16 protein-coding genes are annotated in these 20,664 nt (G+C 37.5%); 3 read left to right on the forward strand and 13 right to left on the reverse strand.

Annotated elements, in window-relative coordinates; genetic code table 11:
* Positions 1-3: 3 nt before the first annotated feature.
* Positions 4-777 carry a tRNA uridine 5-oxyacetic acid(34) methyltransferase CmoM gene (cmoM, locus tag ABN212_RS09475; RefSeq protein ID WP_198620506.1) on the reverse strand — a complete coding sequence of 258 codons (774 nt, stop codon included), beginning with the start codon at positions 775-777 and terminating at the stop codon, positions 4-6.
* A 375-nt stretch (positions 778-1,152) separates the two neighbouring features.
* On the opposite strand from cmoM, the gene elyC reads away from it, so the two are divergent.
* The gene (elyC, locus tag ABN212_RS09480; protein WP_198620505.1) at positions 1,153-1,980 is read left to right on the forward strand and encodes an envelope biogenesis factor ElyC; all 828 of its coding nucleotides are present in this window, start codon (positions 1,153-1,155) and stop codon (positions 1,978-1,980) included.
* An 87-nt stretch (positions 1,981-2,067) separates the two neighbouring features.
* Here the strand turns inward: elyC and kdsB are convergent, their stop codons facing one another.
* From kdsB to serC, 11 genes are all read right to left on the reverse strand, one after another.
* Entirely contained in the window at positions 2,068-2,829 is a 762-nt protein-coding gene (kdsB, locus tag ABN212_RS09485; RefSeq protein ID WP_072069670.1) for a 3-deoxy-manno-octulosonate cytidylyltransferase, read from the reverse strand.
* A gap of 4 nt (positions 2,830-2,833) precedes the next feature.
* Positions 2,834-3,013 carry a Trm112 family protein gene (locus ABN212_RS09490; protein WP_004244593.1) on the reverse strand — a complete coding sequence of 60 codons (180 nt, stop codon included), beginning with the start codon at positions 3,011-3,013 and terminating at the stop codon, positions 2,834-2,836.
* A gap of 415 nt (positions 3,014-3,428) precedes the next feature.
* A complete protein-coding gene (locus tag ABN212_RS09495) occupies positions 3,429-3,644 on the reverse strand; it encodes a cold-shock protein (protein ID WP_023581324.1) in 216 nt (71 codons plus the stop codon).
* Between the two features lie 514 nt (positions 3,645-4,158).
* Positions 4,159-5,148 (reverse strand): tetraacyldisaccharide 4'-kinase, encoded by a 990-nt coding sequence (gene lpxK / locus ABN212_RS09500; protein WP_198620504.1) that lies wholly within the window; start codon positions 5,146-5,148, stop codon positions 4,159-4,161.
* Positions 5,145-6,890, reverse strand: a complete 1,746-nt coding sequence (gene msbA, locus ABN212_RS09505) for a lipid A ABC transporter ATP-binding protein/permease MsbA (RefSeq protein ID WP_109373525.1) — start codon at positions 6,888-6,890, stop codon at positions 5,145-5,147. The genes lpxK and msbA overlap by 4 nt, the downstream gene beginning before the upstream one ends.
* Positions 6,891-6,926: 36 nt before the next feature.
* On the reverse strand, positions 6,927-9,305 hold the full coding sequence (locus ABN212_RS09510; RefSeq protein ID WP_349443160.1) for a DNA internalization-related competence protein ComEC/Rec2: 2,379 nt from the start codon (positions 9,303-9,305) through the stop codon (positions 6,927-6,929).
* Positions 9,306-9,709: 404 nt separating this feature from the next.
* Positions 9,710-9,997, reverse strand: a complete 288-nt coding sequence (gene ihfB, locus ABN212_RS09515) for an integration host factor subunit beta (protein WP_006537420.1) — start codon at positions 9,995-9,997, stop codon at positions 9,710-9,712.
* Positions 9,998-10,061: 64 nt separating this feature from the next.
* Complete coding sequence (rpsA, locus tag ABN212_RS09520; protein WP_006537421.1) at positions 10,062-11,735, reverse strand: 30S ribosomal protein S1; 1,674 nt, start codon at positions 11,733-11,735, stop codon at positions 10,062-10,064.
* Positions 11,736-11,908: 173 nt separating this feature from the next.
* On the reverse strand, positions 11,909-12,595 hold the full coding sequence (cmk, locus tag ABN212_RS09525) for a (d)CMP kinase (RefSeq protein ID WP_098943727.1): 687 nt from the start codon (positions 12,593-12,595) through the stop codon (positions 11,909-11,911).
* Between the two features lie 312 nt (positions 12,596-12,907).
* Positions 12,908-14,194: a 3-phosphoshikimate 1-carboxyvinyltransferase gene (gene aroA / locus ABN212_RS09530; RefSeq protein ID WP_198626167.1), complete on the reverse strand. Its 1,287-nt coding sequence runs from the start codon at positions 14,192-14,194 to the stop codon at positions 12,908-12,910.
* Positions 14,195-14,390: 196 nt separating this feature from the next.
* Positions 14,391-15,479 (reverse strand): 3-phosphoserine/phosphohydroxythreonine transaminase, encoded by a 1,089-nt coding sequence (gene serC / locus ABN212_RS09535; protein WP_196533048.1) that lies wholly within the window; start codon positions 15,477-15,479, stop codon positions 14,391-14,393.
* A gap of 136 nt (positions 15,480-15,615) precedes the next feature.
* Between serC and ABN212_RS09540 the strand changes: the two genes are divergently transcribed.
* On the forward strand, positions 15,616-17,049 hold the full coding sequence (locus tag ABN212_RS09540; RefSeq protein WP_198632275.1) for an MFS transporter: 1,434 nt from the start codon (positions 15,616-15,618) through the stop codon (positions 17,047-17,049).
* A 69-nt stretch (positions 17,050-17,118) separates the two neighbouring features.
* Here ABN212_RS09540 and ansB read toward each other — a convergent pair whose 3' ends face one another.
* A complete protein-coding gene (ansB, locus tag ABN212_RS09545) occupies positions 17,119-18,156 on the reverse strand; it encodes an L-asparaginase 2 (RefSeq protein ID WP_109373520.1) in 1,038 nt (345 codons plus the stop codon).
* A 230-nt stretch (positions 18,157-18,386) separates the two neighbouring features.
* Here ansB and ycaO point away from each other — a divergent pair, with 230 nt between their 5' ends.
* Positions 18,387-20,144: a 30S ribosomal protein S12 methylthiotransferase accessory factor YcaO gene (ycaO, locus tag ABN212_RS09550; protein WP_198620528.1), complete on the forward strand. Its 1,758-nt coding sequence runs from the start codon at positions 18,387-18,389 to the stop codon at positions 20,142-20,144.
* Positions 20,145-20,664: the final 520 nt, after the last annotated feature.

Here is a 20,664-nt window from a genome sequence, read left to right on the forward strand (position 1 = left end):
TCCTTAATTTACACGCTTTTGTGCCATGACATGAATGTAACGCCCCAGACTGATATAGGGCTCTTGCCGACAATATCGTTGCTCTAATGCAAGCAACGATGGAAAATCTTTATTTTGTAACTGACGACTTTGCAAATAATCATGGAAAACACGAACACCCGTTTTTCCCAATATTGTCATCGAAAACTCATCTAACCATTGATAAACATCTTCTGGTTGTAATGGATTTTGAGGTGATAGCGATTTTTTTCTTCTACGTGGGATCTCAGGATTTGCCAGATGAAAATTCCCTAAAATCGCATTTCTCATGACAATACCATTCGCATTGTAAAACATTAGCGATAAGATACCATTAGGTAGCAACATATCGGTAAGAACATTTACTGCGTCTTTCTGATCCGTGATCCATTCCAATACTGCATGAAATAGAATTAAGTCAACCCCTTCATCTATATGCTCTTTAATCTCTTGAGCCGCACAACAAATAAACATCATGTTCTCGATGACACCCTCTTCAATCGCAGCTTCTTGTGCGCGATTAAGCATCTCTTGTGATAAATCACATAAGATAATTTGGTGTCCTAATTTAGCAAGCTGACGAGAGAAATAACCTTCACCTCCACCTGCATCTAAAATACGCAAACTTCGGTTAGGTAAAAGGGTCAATAATTGTTGTAAATCTTCCCAAATCACCGCTTGACGTATTTTACCCTTTGTTGTGCCATAGATATTGCGGGAGAATTTATCTGCAATATCGTCAAAATTACGATCTGACATTAAAACGCCTCATGATAACAACTTACTACTTGCGCTCTCTGCGTTCTGATAAATTCAAAAATATGAGACACTGTACATAAATAAAGACGGCAATTTTACCAGTGTTCTATGATACTGACTGTTTTCTCTAAAGAAATAAGTCATGAATCAGACTATTCGCAAAGCGCAGTACAAATATAACGCTTATTAATGAAAAAATTAACGTTCAAACGTTTATCGTTTTATAAATAATTAAACGGTTCTTTATTTCTATTGATGAAAACTTAGTGAATCGTTGTTGTGTTAGCTATTTTGACACAACGTCTTGGAATTCCCCTAGTTTTCACTAAACTTTCGCTATCAATTGCATGTATTTCACTCAATCTAGGATGATTTATGCTGTTTTTGCTCAAAAAATATGTTGCAGGCTTTCTGATGCCCTTGCCTTTGCTCTTATTAATCGCCTTTTTTGCATTAGCACTACTTTGGTTTACACGTTGGCAAAAAACCGGAAAAAGCCTACTCACTGTTGCGCTTGTTCTGTTAACTATTCTAGGCATACAACCTGTTGCCGATACACTATTAATGCCAAGTGAAAAAGAGTATCAAGCTCGTTATGAATTACGAGAAAATTCGCAACAAGATGTGAACTACATTGTTGTTTTAGGTGGTGGATTTACTTATAACCCAGAATGGGCACCAAGTTCTAATCTTCTTAACAATAGTTTGTTTCGTGTTGCTGAAGGTGTAAGACTTTATTATCGCAATCCCAATTCGACACTGATTTTTACAGGGGGAGCAGGTGTTAATCAGATAAGTAGTGCAGAGGTAGCGGCTCAGGTGGCACAATCTTTAGGTGTACCTGCGGATAAAACTATCGCACTATCAACACCGAAAGATACAGAAGAAGAAGCCTATGAAGTTGATAAATTAATTGGAAAGAAACCATTTTTGCTTGTGACGTCTGCCAACCATTTAGCACGCGCTGAACGTTTCTTTTTAGCACGAGGCATGAACCCTATCGTTGCGCCAGCTAACCAATTGGCTATCACTTCACCATTACATCCTTGGGAGAAATATTTTCCCTCCGCCACTTATTTTCAACACAGTGAACGTGCATGGTATGAGTTTTTAGGATCGATGTGGCAATCAATAAAACCGACTGGACAACCCGCCACTATTCCTGAAAATGAAGATCATCAATCTGATAAAGAAAAAAGCTAATAATTAAAAATATCTTTGCTGACTGAGACAAAAACGGCACTTAAATAAAATTAAGTGCCGTTGATATTATTTGTTGTCGCTCAAAGACTAAAATTCTTGGTTAAGCGCTCGATATGCCGCTCTTGCTGCGACAAGATCATCTTGTGTATCTACACCCACACCAGGAACTTCTAATGCTTTTGCAACATGGATTTTTTCGCCATACCACAGCACACGCAGTTGCTCTAACATTTCAATAGATTCTAATGGGCTTGGTTCCCAAGTAATATATCGACGTATAAAGCCCGCACGGTAAGCATAGATGCCAATATGGCGAAGATAATGCTCACCAATTTCATCATGTGATAAATTAAAACGGTCTCTTTCCCAAGGAATGGTTGCACGAGAGAAATAAAGTGCAAAACCTTTTGCATCCATCACGACTTTCACCGCGTTAGGATTAAAAGCTTCTTTTGAGTCAACAATAGGCACCGCTAATGTTGCCATTCCTGCACCACAATTTGCTAAGTTTTCAGCAACTTGGGTAATAATAGCGGGTGGAATAAGAGGCTCATCACCTTGTACGTTAACGATTATTTCATCATCTGCAAATTGATATTTTTCAATGACTTCTGCTAAACGTTCTGTACCTGAATGGTGATCTTCGCGAGTCATACACGCTTCCCCGCCCGCTTTTTCAACTGCTGCAACAACATCTAAGTTATCGGTTGCAACAATGACGCGGTTTGCACCAGAGCGCATAGCCTGTTCCATCACACGAACAATCATAGGTTTGCCATGAATATCCGCGAGGGGTTTACCCGGTAAACGGGTCGATGCATATCGACCTGGGATAATGACCGTGAACATGAAGTTACTTTTCCTCTTCTAGTGATAATTCTCTTGCTTCATTCTCCAGAAGAACGGGGATATTGTCACGAACAGGATAAGCTAAATGATCAATTTTGCAGATAAGCTCTGAGTTTTCTTTATCAAAGATAAGTTTGCCGTGGCAAACTGGGCAAGCAATAATTTCAAGTAAGCGGTGATCCATTTTGTCCCTCTCAAGGGTTAATCATTTTATATGGCAAAAGGATATCATAAGGAAGGATCAGCGTTAATACTCAAAACCTCTCGTTTAGTGATAATTCGAAAATTATTTTATTTATTAATAAATTTATTATTTTCTCTTTTACTATAAGCAACAAAAAAGCCACATTAGTGTGGCTTTTTATCGTTGAGTCTGCAACATCATTAATAAAGAATTACATTCAGCTTTTATTGATAATAATTTAACCTTTTTATTATCTTTATTGCATTCTAATTAACGAAATGACTCTTTTATATTACTTATTCAGCTTGATGGTAAACTATTTCCGCCTACCTACCTAAAAATAGGCATAAACGATAATTTAATCTCAATGTTAAACTACCGTTTTATCTACAACTTTAACAAGGCTAAACCTTATTTAAAATCCAATAACATCAGCGGCTTCTAAACCTGCTGCTGTTCTGATAACAGAAAACTCAACGTCTTGACCTTCTGTTAATGCTTTATTTTTTGTATTGGCAATCGCTTTTTTATTGACATAAACTTCTTGTTCAATGTCTCTTGCAACAATAAGACCATAACCCTTGTTATTGTCAAACCATTTTACGCGACCCATTCTTAATTGTAATGTCATGATAGATAAACTCCTTTTGTTCTTTGTATAGTTTTATTTTCCTATACAAATGCATCCTACTTTTTATTAAGTCTTCTTATATAAAACCCCAATTAAATTCTGAACACATTAATTTAAGTAGTGCATTTTATTATTCAATATAAATGTTCAAAATCGTGATAGCTAAGCTTAATAAATATCTTAAAGCACAATAAATATTTACAGTATCAATATGACAAAAAGATGACATGTTGATATTTATTGAGCACTGATAAAAAAGATAACCGAATATAGAGATAACTAGTCACCATCAAAAATGGTTTTTATTATTCATAGTGCACAAAAGCCAACGCTATTCACTGCACAAAATATTAACCCTACATTCAAGATCCACAAACTCTCCACACAAGGCTTTTGAGTAGATAGGGTAATTGCGAGTTAAATTGAACTACGACAAAAGCGATATGCAACTGTAGGTAGGTAATCTTTTATGTAACGCTATCCTGATTTCCACTATAAATATCATTGTTTCAGATCAGATACAAGTTTTTTTCGAGCCGTAAATTAAATTGCTGACTTGTTTTAGCACAGATTGACTATTTAATTCAGCGCTAACGGGTAAATACCACCAATTATCTTGCGCAAAATGCTGACATTTAACGGCATCTTTTTCTGTCATAATAAGGGGTTCTAAATCTGGCGTTAGATCCTGTAATTCTTGAGCGCTATAATCACTATGATCACTAAATGCTTTTGTTGTGATTAACTCTATCCCTTTTTCATGTAAAGAGTTAAAGAATCGAGGTGGATGACCAATTCCAGCAATAGCAACAGCCTTCTTAATTTGCTGAACAGGTTTCTTTTCTCCCGTTTTAAGATTAACAGCAATATCACCTTCCAGTACCATGCTTATCTCGTTACCTTGGCTTACTCCGCCATTAACGATAATTGCATCTACTGAATTTAAGCGCCCTGCACGCTCCCGCATAGGTCCTGCTGGTAACCACCAACCATTGCCAAACCGACGTTGGCCATCAATAACAACAATTTCATAATCACGCTGTAATGCATAATGCTGTAAACCATCATCAGTGATGATCACATCAAGCTCATATTGAGCTAATAACGCTTTTACTGCATCTCGTCGATTAGGTGCAACCGCAACGGGAGCACCTGTTCGATGATGAATCAATACAGGTTCATCACCTGCCATAGAAGGTGATGTATCGGATGTCAAAAGTAATGGATAATGGTCTGATTTCCCGCCGTAACCACGAGACACAACACCTGGTTTAAATCCCTGCTGTATTAATTGCTCAACAAGCCATATCACAACAGGTGTTTTACCATTCCCACCTGCAGTTAAGTTGCCAACAACCACAACAGGAACAGGGGCTTTCCATGATGCTAACCACCCTTTTTGATATGCAAAACGCCTTAACAGTGTGATCGCACCATACAACCATGAGAATGGAAGCAATAGGATATAAAACCAAGATTTACCAGACCAAATCCGTTCAATCATTTGCCAAATTGCATCCTATGAAGTTGAGCATAAATACCTTTTTTCTCAATCAAATCAAGATGTGCGCCGCGTTCAATAATTTCACCGTCTTCAATAACTAATATTTCATCCGCTTTCTCAATCGTTGATAAACGGTGAGCAATCACTAAAGAAGTTCTATTCTTCTGTAATTCATCAAGTGCTGACTGGATAGCACGCTCTGATTCTGTATCTAGTGCTGATGTTGCCTCATCAAGAATAAGAATTGGTGAATCTCGCAATAACGCTCTTGCAATTGCAATACGCTGACGTTGTCCGCCTGAAAGTAGCACACCATTTTCACCAATTTCAGTATCTAAGCCTTTATCCATTTTTTGGATAAAATCCATCGCATGTGCCATTTTCGCCGCTTTTTCAATATCTTCACGGGTATACTGATCTTCACAAGCATAGACAATATTGTTTGCTACAGTTTCATTAAAAAGATGCACATTTTGAGAAACCAGAGCCACTTGATTACGCAAAGATTTCAATGTGTATTCACGAATATCATGACCATTAATCAATATCTCACCTTCATTAATGTCATAAAAACGTGTGATCAGGTTTGCAATCGTAGATTTACCCGAACCTGAGCGTCCAACTAATGCAACAGTTTTCCCAGCTGGAATAGTAAATGACATATTTTTTAAAGCTGGTGTATCTTTCGTCACATATTGGAAAGTGACATTGCGAAACTCAATATCACCAGTCGGTTTCTTCAGCTCTAATTTACCTGTGTCTTTTTCTTGCTCCATATCGAGGATAGCAAATAGCGTCTGACAAGCGGCCATACCACGCTGAAATTGAGCATTCACATTAGTCAGCGATTTCAATGGACGCATTAATGCAACCATTGAGGAGAAAACAACCGTTATTGTACCAGCTGTTAATGTATCCATAATTTCAGGGAAACTTGCTGCATATAGGACAAATGCTAATGCGAAAGAAGCAATCAATTGAATAATAGGATCTGAAATTGACGACGCAACAACCATACGCATACCTTGACGGCGAATATGATTGCTCACATGGTTAAAGCGTTTATTTTCAACTTCTTGACCATTGAAAATCAGAACTTCTTTATGCCCTTTTAGCATTTGTTCTGCACTAGTTGTCACTTGCCCCATGCTATTTTGAATTCGTTTGCTGATCGTTCTAAAGCGAGTCGATACTAAACGAATAACAAAAGCAACAATAGGCGCGATAACGATAAGGATCAGAGACAATTGCCAGCTATAGTAAAACATCAAACAGAATAGCCCGATGATATAGGCACCTTCACGTACAACAGTAATTAATGCACCTGATGATGAAGAGGCAACTTGTTCTGAATCATATGTGATACGGGAGAGTAAAGTCCCTGTTGATTGCTGATCGAAAAAGCTCACCGGCATTCCCATAATATGGGAAAACAGTCGGCGACGCATATTCATTACCACTTTTCCTGATACCCAAGAAAGACAGTAACTTGAAATAAAGTTAGATATACCACGCAGAACTATCAGTCCAATAACGGCAAAAGGCATCCATTTTAATACGTCATTACTCGCTTTACCAAAACCTTCATCAAGAAGCGGTTTTAATAAAGAAATCATAAATGCATCCACGCCCGCATTGATAATTAATGCAATTGCAGCAGTGATTAAACCCGCTTTGAAAAGTCGGATCATTGGCCATAGGCGGCGGAATGTTTGCCACGTTGATAGATCTATATCATTCATATATATTACCAAACTTTTAATAATTAGCCGGACATTCTACTCGGGAAACGTCAAAATACCAAACCACTGATGATACCAACGAGGTAAAATATCTCGTCTATAGGTAAATACATCAATATTATCTTGATTAAACTCGATAGAAACTTGCCCACTAATAGAGGTTGTTAGCCAATTAATAGCTTCTTTTTTATAGCGATGATGTACTTTATCAGAAGGTAAACGCCAAGGGCTATAACGAGCAGCAGAAACAAGTGCAATTTTTGGTGATACAGCTTGAATAAACATCAATGTGGATGATGTTTGACTACCATGATGAGGGACTTGTAAAACATCTGCTTTCAGTTGTTCTTTTTTTACTCTTACCAATTGAGCTTCAGCTTCTTTCTCTATATCTCCAGTCAAAAGAATATTGTGTTTACCATCGCTGACATTAATTACACAGGATTGATTATTCTTCGGAGAAAGTGATTTATTCAGTGGCCATAATGCATCAAATTGAAGCTCTTTCCACTGCCATGATTTATTGCTTAAGCAAGGTAAATGCGAAGGATCGTCAAAACTACTACGAATGCTTAAGTTAGGATAAGCTTTTATTAAATCTTTAATACCACCCGTATGATCAAGATGATCATGACTAATTATCAATGCAACGGGTTTAAGTCGATGGCTTTTTAAATAAGGAATAATGACACTTTTTGCAATTGAACCACCACTTTTCCAACGTATTCCAGTGTCATAAATAATTGCCTCTCCTTCTTTTTCAATAATAATCGCTAAACCATGCCCAACATCTAGCATAGACATTCGCCATTGATAGCGTGAAGAAGCGGCGAATTCACAATATAAAATAGTAGCAATAGCCACAATACAAATAAAATGATGATACCACCATGACATTTTGATGACTAAAATAATACCAATTCCCAAAAATCCTAATAATAAGGGGATAGCGCCGCTATCTTGCCAAAATGGTAAAAATAATGGAGCACACCAAAAAGCAAGGTTAATTGAAAGATCAACCCAATGCCAAATTATCGGTTGAAAAAATGAGAGAAAAAATGTCAATAATCCAAGCATTATTAATGGTACGGTAATAAAAGAAATAACAGGAACCGCCCATAAATTAACAATAATACTAAAAAAATTAGCACCACTAAATAAATATAATTGAAATGGTAATAAAATAATTAATAAACCAAATTGTAAATGTACTAATCTTAAAATAAACCACCGTTTTTGATAATTATATTTAGCTTTTAATGGGTACATCCAATACCAAAAAATAATGGCGAATATAGCAGAAAATGAGAGCCAGAAACTGGCTGAAAGTATAGAAAGAGGTTCAACAATAAGAATGAGTACAGCACTCCAAAGTGCCCATTGCCACGGTAAAAATAATCGGCTCCCCCAATGCAAAATAACCCAAACGGTTAATCCAATAACAGCTCTTGTTGCTGGTATTCCCCAACCCGATAACGCGGCATAGAAAACACCACATAGCCAAGCTATAACTAATGGAAATTGTGGATTAATCCATCTAATAGGAAAAAGAAATTGAATACCTCTTGCAATAACCCAACCAGCAAAGGCAGCTAAACCTATATGTAAACCCGATATCACAATTAAATGTGCAACTCCTGTTTTCATATAGAGATCTTTTTTTTCAGGTTCGATATATCGCTTATCACCTAAGACTAAAGCAATTATTTCACCTTTATTTTTTGCTGTTTGCCAATAAGCTGAGATGGTCTGAATAAGCTGAATACGCAGTGATATATCATCTCGGATAAACTTAGCCGTCATCACTTTACCCGTTAGAGTTTCTTTCATAGAAACGGCATATTTTTGGCTATCAAACCCACCTTCATTTAAATAGCTATGTACAGCTCTGAATTGAATCTTAAGCTTCCAATATTGCCCTACCGCTATATTTTTAGGCGGATTTCGCCAATACACGTTAGCGTAAACAGATGATGAAAAGAGCGTTTTTTTCGTAATAGGTATTTTGATAATAATATTACCATCTGCTAATTGGCGATATCCCATAACTTTGGTTTCAAATGTTGCCATATTATCAGCAAACTGTTCCGTTCTCGTCATTAACGATGACGCAGCCATATTTGAATAAACCCAGAAAAACAGAAATATTGCTAAAAATCGGAATGAGCAAAAAGGAACAAATAATAGAAATAGAGCAACTAGAATAATAATAGAATAAATAGTTTGGCTAAAAAGTGTATGTTGAGCTAATAACGGTAAGCAACCTAATATCATTGCTAAAGCAATATTATCTAAAGTTAACTTTGTGAAATAGAGTTTTTGAAAATAGGTTGAATGAAAGCACCTCCATTTTATTGATACCACCCTTAACTCAAAAAAGTTTATTATTCGATTCAATAAAATCATTTTCAGCATCCTTACCTTCAATCATTCTTTAAATATCATGATATTACCATTCAGTTAAAGAAAGACGTTTAGGTCATTTTTTAGCGATGCTTTATAAAAAGAAAAAGATCTCTTGTTGCATACAATGAATTTTGAGAAGAAACTCGTAAAAAGCCAAACAACTAAGTGATACAGGTAATTAAATAGAGAAATTACAACTAAAGCAGAATACAGTAGTAAAGAAGAAGTAAGAAAGGTAGGTACTAGTGGGATAAAGTAAATAGAGCAAATCAATCAATTCAAGATCAGAGATTGAAGAAGATTAGAGAGCAGAAAAATACGCTAAAAGTCATAATAATTGGTAATAAAAAAACGGCACCTAAGCACCGTTTTTGAGAAAGTTAACTAACATCGTGCCATTTCGACAGGAGTTATTATTCCGTATAAATGTTTACACGGTCACGTAACTCTTTACCTGGCTTAAAGTGTGGAACGTATTTACCTTCCAGATCTACTTTATCACCAGTCTTCGGGTTACGACCCGTACGCGGCGCACGGTAGTGTAGAGAAAAACTGCCGAATCCGCGGACTTCGATACGCTCACCATCAGCTAAAGTATCAGCCATATGATCAAGCATTTCTTTTACAGCTTCTTCAACCGTCTTAGCCGAAAGATGAGATTGTAGGCCTGCAAGTCTCTCGATTAACTCAGACTTGGTCATATTACCTCCCTAAACTACCGATAAATAGGCAACGATTAACGTTGCCTTCCGTTAATAACTTAAATTATTCGCCTTTAGCTGCTTTGAAAGCTTCAGCCATAGCGTTGTTTGAAAAACCAACTTCTTCTTTGTTGTTTACAGAAGCGATAGCGTCTTTCTCGTCTGCTTCGTCCTTAGCACGAACAGATAAGTTGATAACGCGGTTTTTACGGTCAACGCCAGTGTATTTAGCTTCTACAGCTTCGCCAACATTCAGAACCAGAGTTGCATCTTCAACGCGGTCACGTGAAGCTTCTGAAGCACGCAGGTAACCTTCAACACCGTCAGCTAATTCTACAGTTGCGCCTTTAGCGTCAACAGCAGTTACTTTACCAGAAACAATAGCACCTTTTTTGTGAGCAGACAGGTAATTATTGAATGGATCTTCTGATAATTGTTTAACGCCCAGTGAGATACGTTCACGTTCAGCATCAACTTGCAGAACTACAGCAGCGATTTCGTCGCCTTTTTTGTATTCACGAACTGCTTCTTCACCTGCAACATTCCAAGAAATGTCAGATAGATGAACCAGACCATCAATACCGCCGTCTAAACCGATGAAGATACCGAAGTCAGTGATAGACTTGATTTTACCTTCAACACGGTCGTTCTTGTTGTGAGTTTCTGCGAACTGCTGCCATGGGTTAGATTTGCACTGTTTCAGACCCAGTGAAATACGACGACGTTCTTCATCGATGTCAAGAACCATAACTTCAACAACATCACCAACGTTAACAACTTTAGATGGGTGAATGTTTTTGTTAGTCCAATCCATTTCAGAAACGTGTACCAGACCTTCAACGCCTTCTTCGATTTCTACGAAGCAACCGTAATCAGTCAGGTTAGTTACACGACCAGTCAGTTTAGTACCTTCTGGATAACGTTTAGCGATAGCTACCCATGGATCTTCGCCCAGTTGTTTCAGACCTAATGATACGCGAGTACGTTCACGGTCGAATTTCAGGACTTTAACAGTGATTTCGTCGCCAACATTGACAATTTCGCTTGGGTGTTTAACACGTTTCCAAGCCATGTCAGTGATGTGCAGTAAGCCGTCAACACCGCCCAGATCAACGAATGCACCGTAGTCAGTAAGGTTCTTAACGATACCTTTAACTTCCATGCCTTCTTGCAGGTTTTCTAATAACTGATCGCGTTCTGCGCTGTTTTCAGATTCGATAACCGCACGACGAGACACAACAACGTTGTTACGTTTTTGGTCTAATTTGATGACTTTGAACTCAAGCTCTTTGTTTTCCAGATGAGTTGTATCGCGAACTGGGCGAACGTCTACCAGTGAACCTGGTAAGAACGCACGAATGCCGTTCAGTTCAACAGTGAAACCACCTTTAACTTTACCGTTGATGATACCAACAACAGTTTCGTTTTCTTCGTAAGCTTTTTCCAGCATCAGCCACGCTTCGTGACGTTTAGCTTTCTCACGAGACAGAACGGTTTCACCGAAGCCATCTTCAACCGCGTCCAGAGCAACATCAATTTCGTCGCCCACTTGGATTTCTAATTCGCCTTGAGCGTTTTTGAATTGTTCTACAGGAATAGCAGATTCTGATTTCAGACCTGCATCAACCAGAACAACGTCTTTATCGATAGCAACTACAACGCCGCGAACGATAGCGCCAGGACGAGTTTCGATTGTTTTTAGGGATTCTTCAAAGAGTTGAGCAAAAGATTCTGTCATGTTAATGATCTTCAAGTAAATTTAATTAACGTCCATTTAGCATCCGGCCGAATGGGGTTGTTTCACATACCTCGTTACATCCTTTGTGACAAGGTCATCGGGCATTGTTGTGTTTTCATTAACACGTCAACCCGATTTTGATAATTACCTAGTATAAACGAAATAAAAATTAATTACGCTGATAATTGCAGATTTTTTTTAGCATAAGTCAACGATTTTTCAATGACTTCGTCAATAGACAAGCTTGTAGAATCGAGAATTAATGCATCTTTCGCCGCAACAAGTGGCGCAACAGCGCGATTCCGGTCACGGTAATCGCGTTCTTTTATCTCGGATAAAAGGCGCTCAAAGTTAACATTAAAGCCCTTTTCCTGCAACTGTAACATGCGACGACGCGCGCGCTCTTCTGCACTCGCTTCTAGAAATATTTTTACTTGAGCATCAGGAAAAACAATTGTGCCCATATCTCGACCATCTGCAATTAAGCCCGGCGCTGTACGAAATGCGCGTTGACGACGCAGTAATGCTTCTCTTACACGAGGAAAAGTCGCAGCTTGTGATGCCGTATTCCCAACTGTTTCTGTTCGAATTTCAGTTGAAACATCTTCACCTTCAAGAATGACACTTAAGCCATTCTCATTAGGAATAAAACGTACATCTAAATTTGCAGCCAGGGGAACTAAAGCATCTTCTGAGGTGATATCAACATGGTGATGTAAAGCCGCTAATGCCAATACACGATAAATAGCGCCAGAATCGAGTAAATGCCAGCCAAACGCTTTCGCTAATGCTTGGCATAATGTTCCTTTACCTGCTCCGCTAGGCCCATCAACAGTTATAACAGGGACGATAACCGCCATGAGTTTCTCCTTTTCGTGGGCACTGCATTTCTGTATTTGTTGCTCTTATTACATTGATATAATAGGCATTGTATTCAAACAGAGAAAAACAGTATTAATATATGCGCGACATTATACGCATACAATGTATAGGAAGAAACAAGCAGATAAGCACTAAAGGGTCTTATTTAATATTATTTTTTCGAGATAGTGTATTTTTTAGAAAAATTAATCTAATCACAATAAAAAATCGGCAGTATTGTTCTTTAAAAAGTCCAATACTACCGATTTAATTGATTTAATTTTGACTCATTTTAATTAATGATTTTCACATTAATTATTACGTTGAGAAAGTGTTTCTAATTTCTCAAAATAATCAGGGAAGGTTTTTGCAGTACATCCTGGATCAAGAATAGTAATTGGCGTATCTGAAAGTGCCACCAGCGAAAAACACATCGCAATGCGGTGATCATTATAAGTTTCGATATCCGCAGTGATTAACTGTTTTGGTGGCGTTACTTTTAAGTAGTCGTGCCCTTCTTCAACTATCGCACCTACTTTTTGTAACTCTGCTGCCATTGCCGCTAATCGGTCAGTTTCTTTTACACGCCAGTTATAGATATTACGGATAACAGTCTCACCTTCAGCAAAAAGTGCCGTGGTAGCAATGGTCATTGCTGCATCAGGGATAGTATTCATATCCATATCAATGCCTTTTAACGTTCCACGCTCACACTCTATATAGTCATCACCCCAGCGTACTTTTGCGCCCATTTTTTCAAGCACAGAAGCAAAATGGATATCCCCTTGTAAGCTATTTTTACCTATACCTGTAACTCGTACAGTGCCACCTTTAATGGCAGCAGCGGCTAAAAAGTAAGAAGCAGATGAAGCATCACCTTCTACAAGGTACTTTTCTGGTGATTGATATTGCTGCCCACCTTTTATAACAAAGCGTTGGTAGTCTTGATTTTCAATTTTCCCACCAAAGGTATTAATTAATGCTAAGGTAATATCAATGTAAGGTTTTGATACTAATTCGCCTTTAATAGTGATAATAGTATCTTGCTCAGCTAAAGGTGCCGTCATTAATAATGCAGTCAAAAATTGGCTAGAAACACGCCCATCAACCTCAACATTACCACCTAAAAAACCACCACATAAGCGAATTGGCGGATAATCTGTCTGTTCAAGGTAGTCAATTTTTGCGCCACCTTGGCGTAAAGCGTCAACTAAATGCCCAATTGGACGCTCTTTCATACGAGGTTCACCCGTAAGAATAATATCGTGCTCACCAAGACTTAATGCAGCCGCTAATGGGCGCATTGCTGTACCTGCATTACCTAAAAAGAGCTCTAATGGCGAATTTGTTTTAAACTTTCCCTCGAGCCCTTCAATATCACATACCGTATTGTTATTTGATAATTGATATTGCACACCTAACGCTTTTAATGCATTAAGCATATGACGAATATCATCACTATCTAATAAGTTGGTTAGACGAGTTTTACCTTTAGCTAAAGCCGCTAATAACAACGCACGGTTAGAGACACTTTTTGATCCTGGTAAATTAATAACACCTTCGATATGAGCGATAGGTTGTAATGTTAACGATTCCATAAACAGGTAAAAACTCCAATAGACAAATAAATTAAGAGGGATGTTATTTAATTAAATATAAAATTATTTAGATACTTATATTTTTATTTATTAATTCTGCACTAAGTAATTCAATTTTAATTATTAACATCTTGAATATTGAATGAATAAGAAAACCTGTATGTTAAGCAGATTTTCTTATTCTAAATTTTATTTCTTACGCATGGCGACGTTCAAAATCAGCCATAAAGTCAACTAATGCTTGAACACCTTCCAATGGCATTGCGTTATAAATTGAAGCACGCATACCACCTGATACACGGTGACCTTTTAATGCGACTAAACCTTGCGCTTCTGCCTCTTTTAGGAATACAGAATCCAACTCAGGAGAAGACATTTGGAAAGGTACATTCATTAGTGAACGATTCTCTGTGGCAACACGATTGATATAGAAATCACTATTATCAATTGCACTATAAAGAAGCGCTGCTTTTTCATAGTTACGTTTTGCCATCTCTTGCAAACCACCTTGCTCTTTCAGCCATTTAAAGACCATACCTGATAAATACCAAGCAAAGGTAGGTGGTGTATTAAACATGGAATCATTTTCAGCAAGCACAGTGTAATCAAACACGGAAGGCGTTTCTTTACGCGCTTTACCTAATAGATCTTCACGAATAATGACAATCGTTAAACCCGCAGGACCAATATTCTTTTGTGCACCCGCGTAGATAACACCAAAACGGCTAACATCTATCGGTTGAGATAAAATAGAAGATGAATAGTCAGCAATAACAATTTTGCTGTCATCAAAATCTGGCTCTTCATGAATGGCAATACCATCAATGGTTTCATTTGGGCAATAATGCACATAAGCAGCATCAGCACTTAATTGCCACTCTTTCATTGGCTTAACGCCAATTTTGCCATCAATTTCTGTTTTAATTTTAATGATATTCGGCGAACAATATTTTTCAGCTTCTTCGGCTGCACTTTTAGCCCAATAACCACCATCAATATAATCAGCGCTTGCTTTATCGCCTAATAAATTGAGAGGTAAAGCAGCAAAATGGCCACGAGCACCACCGTGGCAAAAAAGAATTTTATAGTTTTCTGGCACATTGAGAAGATCGCGAAGATCTTGTTCTGCCTGATGAGCAACCTCAAGAAACTCTTTACTGCGGTGGCTAATTTCCATAACCGAACGCCCAAGTTCATGCCAGTTGCATAATTCTAATTCTGCACGACGAAGGACTTCTGCCGGTAACATAGCCGGACCTGCACTAAAGTTATATACCTGACTCATTCAAATTCACCCTATCTGAATATGTTTTTACAAAATGACCTTTATCGGTTGTATCATTCCCGTTAAATTGGCGCAATGATTATTGTGAACTAACGCATAATATGCAGAGCATAAAAATAATGGTTAGGAGTGTTTTATGTCGGGGAGTGTAAATAAAAAAGAAGAAGCGAGCTGGGGAATGCTTCTTCATGGAAAAAATAGTCTAAAATCGCTCGCTTTGGCAGGAGGTGTCGCATTACATGCAATTAATGTCTATATTACGATCACAACGCTACCTTCAATTGTACGTGATATTGGTGGGCTTAATTTATATGCATGGAACACCACTGTTTTTATTCTGGCTTCAATTCTCTCTTCTGCATTAACTTCTCGATTACTGAGCGTACTTGCACCCCGCAATAGTTATCTTTTTGCCACAATTTGCTTTTTAGCAGGTTCTGTTATTTGTGCGACAGCACCCTCAATGCAGATATTACTTTTAGGGCGATTTATTCAAGGAGCTGGCGGAGGAATGTTGCTGGCTCTTGCTTACTCTTTAGTTCGGGTCATGTTTCCTCAACCACTTTGGTCTAGAGCCATGGCATTAATGTCTAGCATGTGGGGAATATCAACACTATTAGGCCCTGCGCTAGGTGGAATATTTGCTGAATATGATGTTTGGCGCGGTGCATTTTGGTCTATTTTATTTGTAGGTATTCCTTACGCTATTTTATTATTTACTATTCTTCCTACCGAAAATAATGCTGATAATATCGTCGCGAAAACCCCATTACCTTATCAGCAGCTTATTTTATTAATGCTTGCTGTATTATCTATTTCTATTGGTAGTCTTTATAACGTTATTTTATATAACGCCTTATCCTTTATATTTGCTTTTATCTTTATTCTCCTGTTAGTCAATATTGATAAAAAATCAAATGATGGCTTATTTCCTAGAGGGACATTTTCTTTTTCTGCACCGTTAGCACCCATATATCTCACAATGGCTTTATTAGGGATTAGTGTACAAACAGAAGTCTTTGTGCCCTATTTCTTGCAAATTATCCATAATGTTACCCCACTACTTTCAGGTTATTTAGCGGCATTGGTTGGTGCGGGTTGGTCTTTCTCTGCCATTGTGTCTTCATCAAGTAAACAATCTACTGCACAGCGGTTAATGCGTTTTGGCCCAATGATTAATTTTTCAGCCATTGTGATCCTCGGTTTATTTATCTCTAATGTTTTAACCGTACCTTATGGGCAGATTATCATTATTTGTATCGCTCTCTTTTTTACAGGTGCCGGAATTGGTATGGCATGGCCTCATTATTTAACCCGTGTTTTACACGTTTCTCAGGGACAAGAAGCTCAAAAAGCGGCAACATCCATTACCACTATTCAATTGTTTTCAACAGCTGTCGGTGCATCTATTTCAGGGACTGTGGTTAATATGGCAGGGTTAACAGATCCAGGAGGTATTCTTGGCGCGCAAAATGCTGCACATTGGCTGTTTATTGTGTTTGCTTTTACGCCGTTTGTGGCGTTTTTTACAGCGAAAGTTGTGGTATCTAGCGCTAAAAAGAATCAATGAATATGATGTGATTTTTAATATAACAAAGCCTCACGAATGAGGCCTTGTTATTATTTAGACTTGTTTAACTTAATACTTTTCAAAGTTTTCTTGAATTTTTGCAGGATCTTGAGTTTCAGTCAGTGATAACTGTAATAACACTCTCGCTTTTTGTGGATTTAAGCGCTCTGACGCAATAAAGCCATATTTTGCATCATCCACTTCACCATTTTGGGTGGTAAATCCTACTGGCACACGGCTTGCACGAACCACTGCAACACCTTTTTTCGCGCCATCAGCTAAGGTATTAAAAATATCAGTATATAAGTTACCGTTACCCACACCTGCACTAACAATACCTTTGTAGCCATTATCAATAAAGGCTTTTGCTGGTAAATCAGACGCATTGGAGTAGTTATAAACAATACCAACTTTTGGCAATTCGGTTAGTTTGCTCACATCAAATGCGGCTTTATCTGCACGAGGTAATGCCGCAGTATAATAATGAACCTTACCGTTATGCACATAACCTTGAGCACCTGCGTTAACAGGCTGGAATGCTTGTACTTCAGTAGTATTCATTTTAACAACGTCTTTACCACTAATCACCGCGTTATTCATAGTGACTAACACACCACGATTTTCAGAGGCTTTATCACTGGCAATCACAACCGCATTAAATAAGTTTAAAGGGCCTTCAGCGCCTAATGCCGTAGCAGGACGCATTGCACCTACCATTACAACAGGTTTTTTACAAGCAGTTGTTAAATCAAGAAAATAAGCTGTTTCCTCCATGGTATCAGTACCATGTGTTATCACGAACCCGTCGGTTTTATCGCAATCTTCATTAATTTTTTTAGCGAGTTTTAACCAAACTTGGTCATTCATATCTTGAGAACCGATATTAACGACTTGCTCACCTTTTAAATTAGCCACTTGCTTCGCTTCAGGCACTGCATTGATCAACACATCAATGCCTAATTTACCTGCCGTATAGCTAGACTGTGTTGCTGAATCACCGCCGCCTGCAATCGTTCCACCTGTTGCAAGAATAGTGACATTAGGCAAAGCGAAAACAGAACCACTGATTACAGCTAACAAACTGGCAAGCAATGTTTTCTTCATCATTTTTTTCGATCCCTTATGAATTAATAAATAAATCTAATTATGATGATTTTTAATTATCAATTCCGTGATAAATCAAACGAATTTATTAAAAAAACTCATATATCAAATAAATAATGAGGCTTCTATATAGTTGGTTATTTTTCGACATAAGAAATCGTTAGTGCATTACAGGGGATTTCAGTATCATGTGCCCCCTAACTATCACCAGCAAAATATTGATGAAACCTGCCATGTCACAAACATTTATTCCTGGCAAAGATGCCGCACTGGAAGATTCTATCGCTAGCTTTCAGCAAAAATTAACCGACTTAGGATTTAACATTGAAGAAGCTTCATGGTTAAACCCTGTACCAAACGTTTGGTCTGTGCATATTCGCGATAAAGATTGCCCTTTATGTTTTACTAACGGTAAAGGTGCCAGCAAAAAGGCGGCATTAGCCTCTGCTCTAGGCGAATACTTTGAACGTCTTTCAACCAATTATTTCTTCTCTGATTTCTGGTTAGGTGCTGATATTGCAGAAGGTGAATTTGTTCATTATCCAAGTGAAAAATGGTTCCCACTAACAGAAGATGATTCTGTTCCCGCTGGCTTATTAGATGCGCGTTTACGCGAATTTTATGATCCAGAAGGTGAGTTATGTGGTAGTGAGTTAGTTGATTTACAATCAAGTAATCATGATCGCGGAATCTGTGCTCTGCCATTTATACGTCAATCTGATGAAAAACCTGTTTATATTCCTGTAAACATTATTGCTAATTTATATGCTTCTAATGGCATGTCAGCGGGAAATACAAAGAATGAAGCACGAGTTCAAGGGCTTTCTGAAGTTTTTGAACGTTATGTAAAAAATCGCATTATCACTGAGAGAATTAGCTTACCTGAAATTCCTAAAGAAGTTTTAGCTCGCTACCCTGCTGTTATTGAAGCGATTGAAACATTAGAGCAAGAAGGTTTCCCAATCTTTAGTTTTGATGCCTCTTTAGGCGGTCAATTCCCTGTTATTTGTGTCGTATTATTCAACCCACAAAATGGTACCTGTTTTGCCTCTTTTGGTGCTCACCCTGATTTTGGTGTGGCTTTAGAGCGTACTGTCACTGAATTATTGCAAGGCCGTAGCCTTAAAGATCTCGATGTCTTTAATCCGCCAAGCTTTGATGATGAAGAAGTTGGTGATCATACTAACCTTGAAACACACTTTATTGATTCAAGTGGTTTAATTAGTTGGGATCTATTTAAGAAAGATGCCGATTACGCATTTGTTGACTGGAACTTCAGTGGTACGACAGAAGAAGAGTTCCATACCTTAATGTCACTTTGCCAGCAGTGCGATGCAGAAGTCTATATCATGGACTACTCACACCTAGGTGTTTACGCTTGTCGTATTTTAGTACCGGGCTTATCTGATATTTATCCTGCTGAGGATTTACAATTAGCCAATAACATTATGGGTGTACATTGGCGTGACACCATTCTTTCTCTACCAACGAGCGAAGGCACTAAAGAAGAGTATCTTTCTCTTATTGGTCAATTTGATGAAGATGGTTTAGATGACTTTACACGTATCAGAGAGATGATTGGTATTGCTCCGGGCAAAGATAATGGTTGGAGCCATTTGCGTGTAGGTGAATTAAAATCAATGTTAGCGCTTGCGGGTGGCGATCTTGATCAAGCGCTCGTTTGGGTTGAATGGACTCAAGACTTTAATGCTTCTTTATTTACGCCAGAGCGTCAAAACTATTATCGCTGTTTACACAATCTCTTATTATTACAACAAGAGACTGAGCGTGAACCAGAACAATATATGTACGCATTTTCTCGTATGTATGGCGAAAAAACATTACAAGCAGCCTTAAATGCAATACAAGGCAAACAAGCATTTTACGGATTACAAACTATTGATCCTGATTTAGCTAATTTACCTGTTCATCAGTCATTACTTGCTGCCTATGAGAAATTACAGAAAGCAAAACGTCAATCGACTAAATAAGGCTATTTTGTTTAAGGTTATTTATTAAATAATAATTAACTTTAACTGAATAATAAGCGCGTATTTAAATTGAAACACTCTATTGAAAAGTAGAGTGTTTTATTTTGCTAAAAATAAAATATTGACAGATTTGTCATGTTGACAAATTTGCCATCTGACAAAATTGTCAAAATATGGCAAAAGTGACGATTTAAGGCATTTAATATGACACTATAAATACATATTGAACTTTTACACCAAGAATATTACTTAAATATAGTTTAAATTGCTATTTGTTTAACCAGATCTCAAAAATTAAAAAACCTTATTTTTATAATGGGTATATGTCTGGAGTAATCATTAAAGATTAACCACAAATAAAGTAATGTTTATATTTATGACAAAAGTAAATAAGGCGTTAAATTTAATTTTTAATTCTTAACATGCGGGGTTTAAATAATACTTTATATTTACTTTCTACTTTATTTATCCAGCTAGTCTAAAATTTTTTGATAATTTTTAAAAAATTTTTTCATTTTAT

This window comes from Proteus genomosp. 6 (genome assembly GCF_040139785.1).
Lineage (GTDB): Bacteria > Pseudomonadota > Gammaproteobacteria > Enterobacterales > Enterobacteriaceae > Proteus.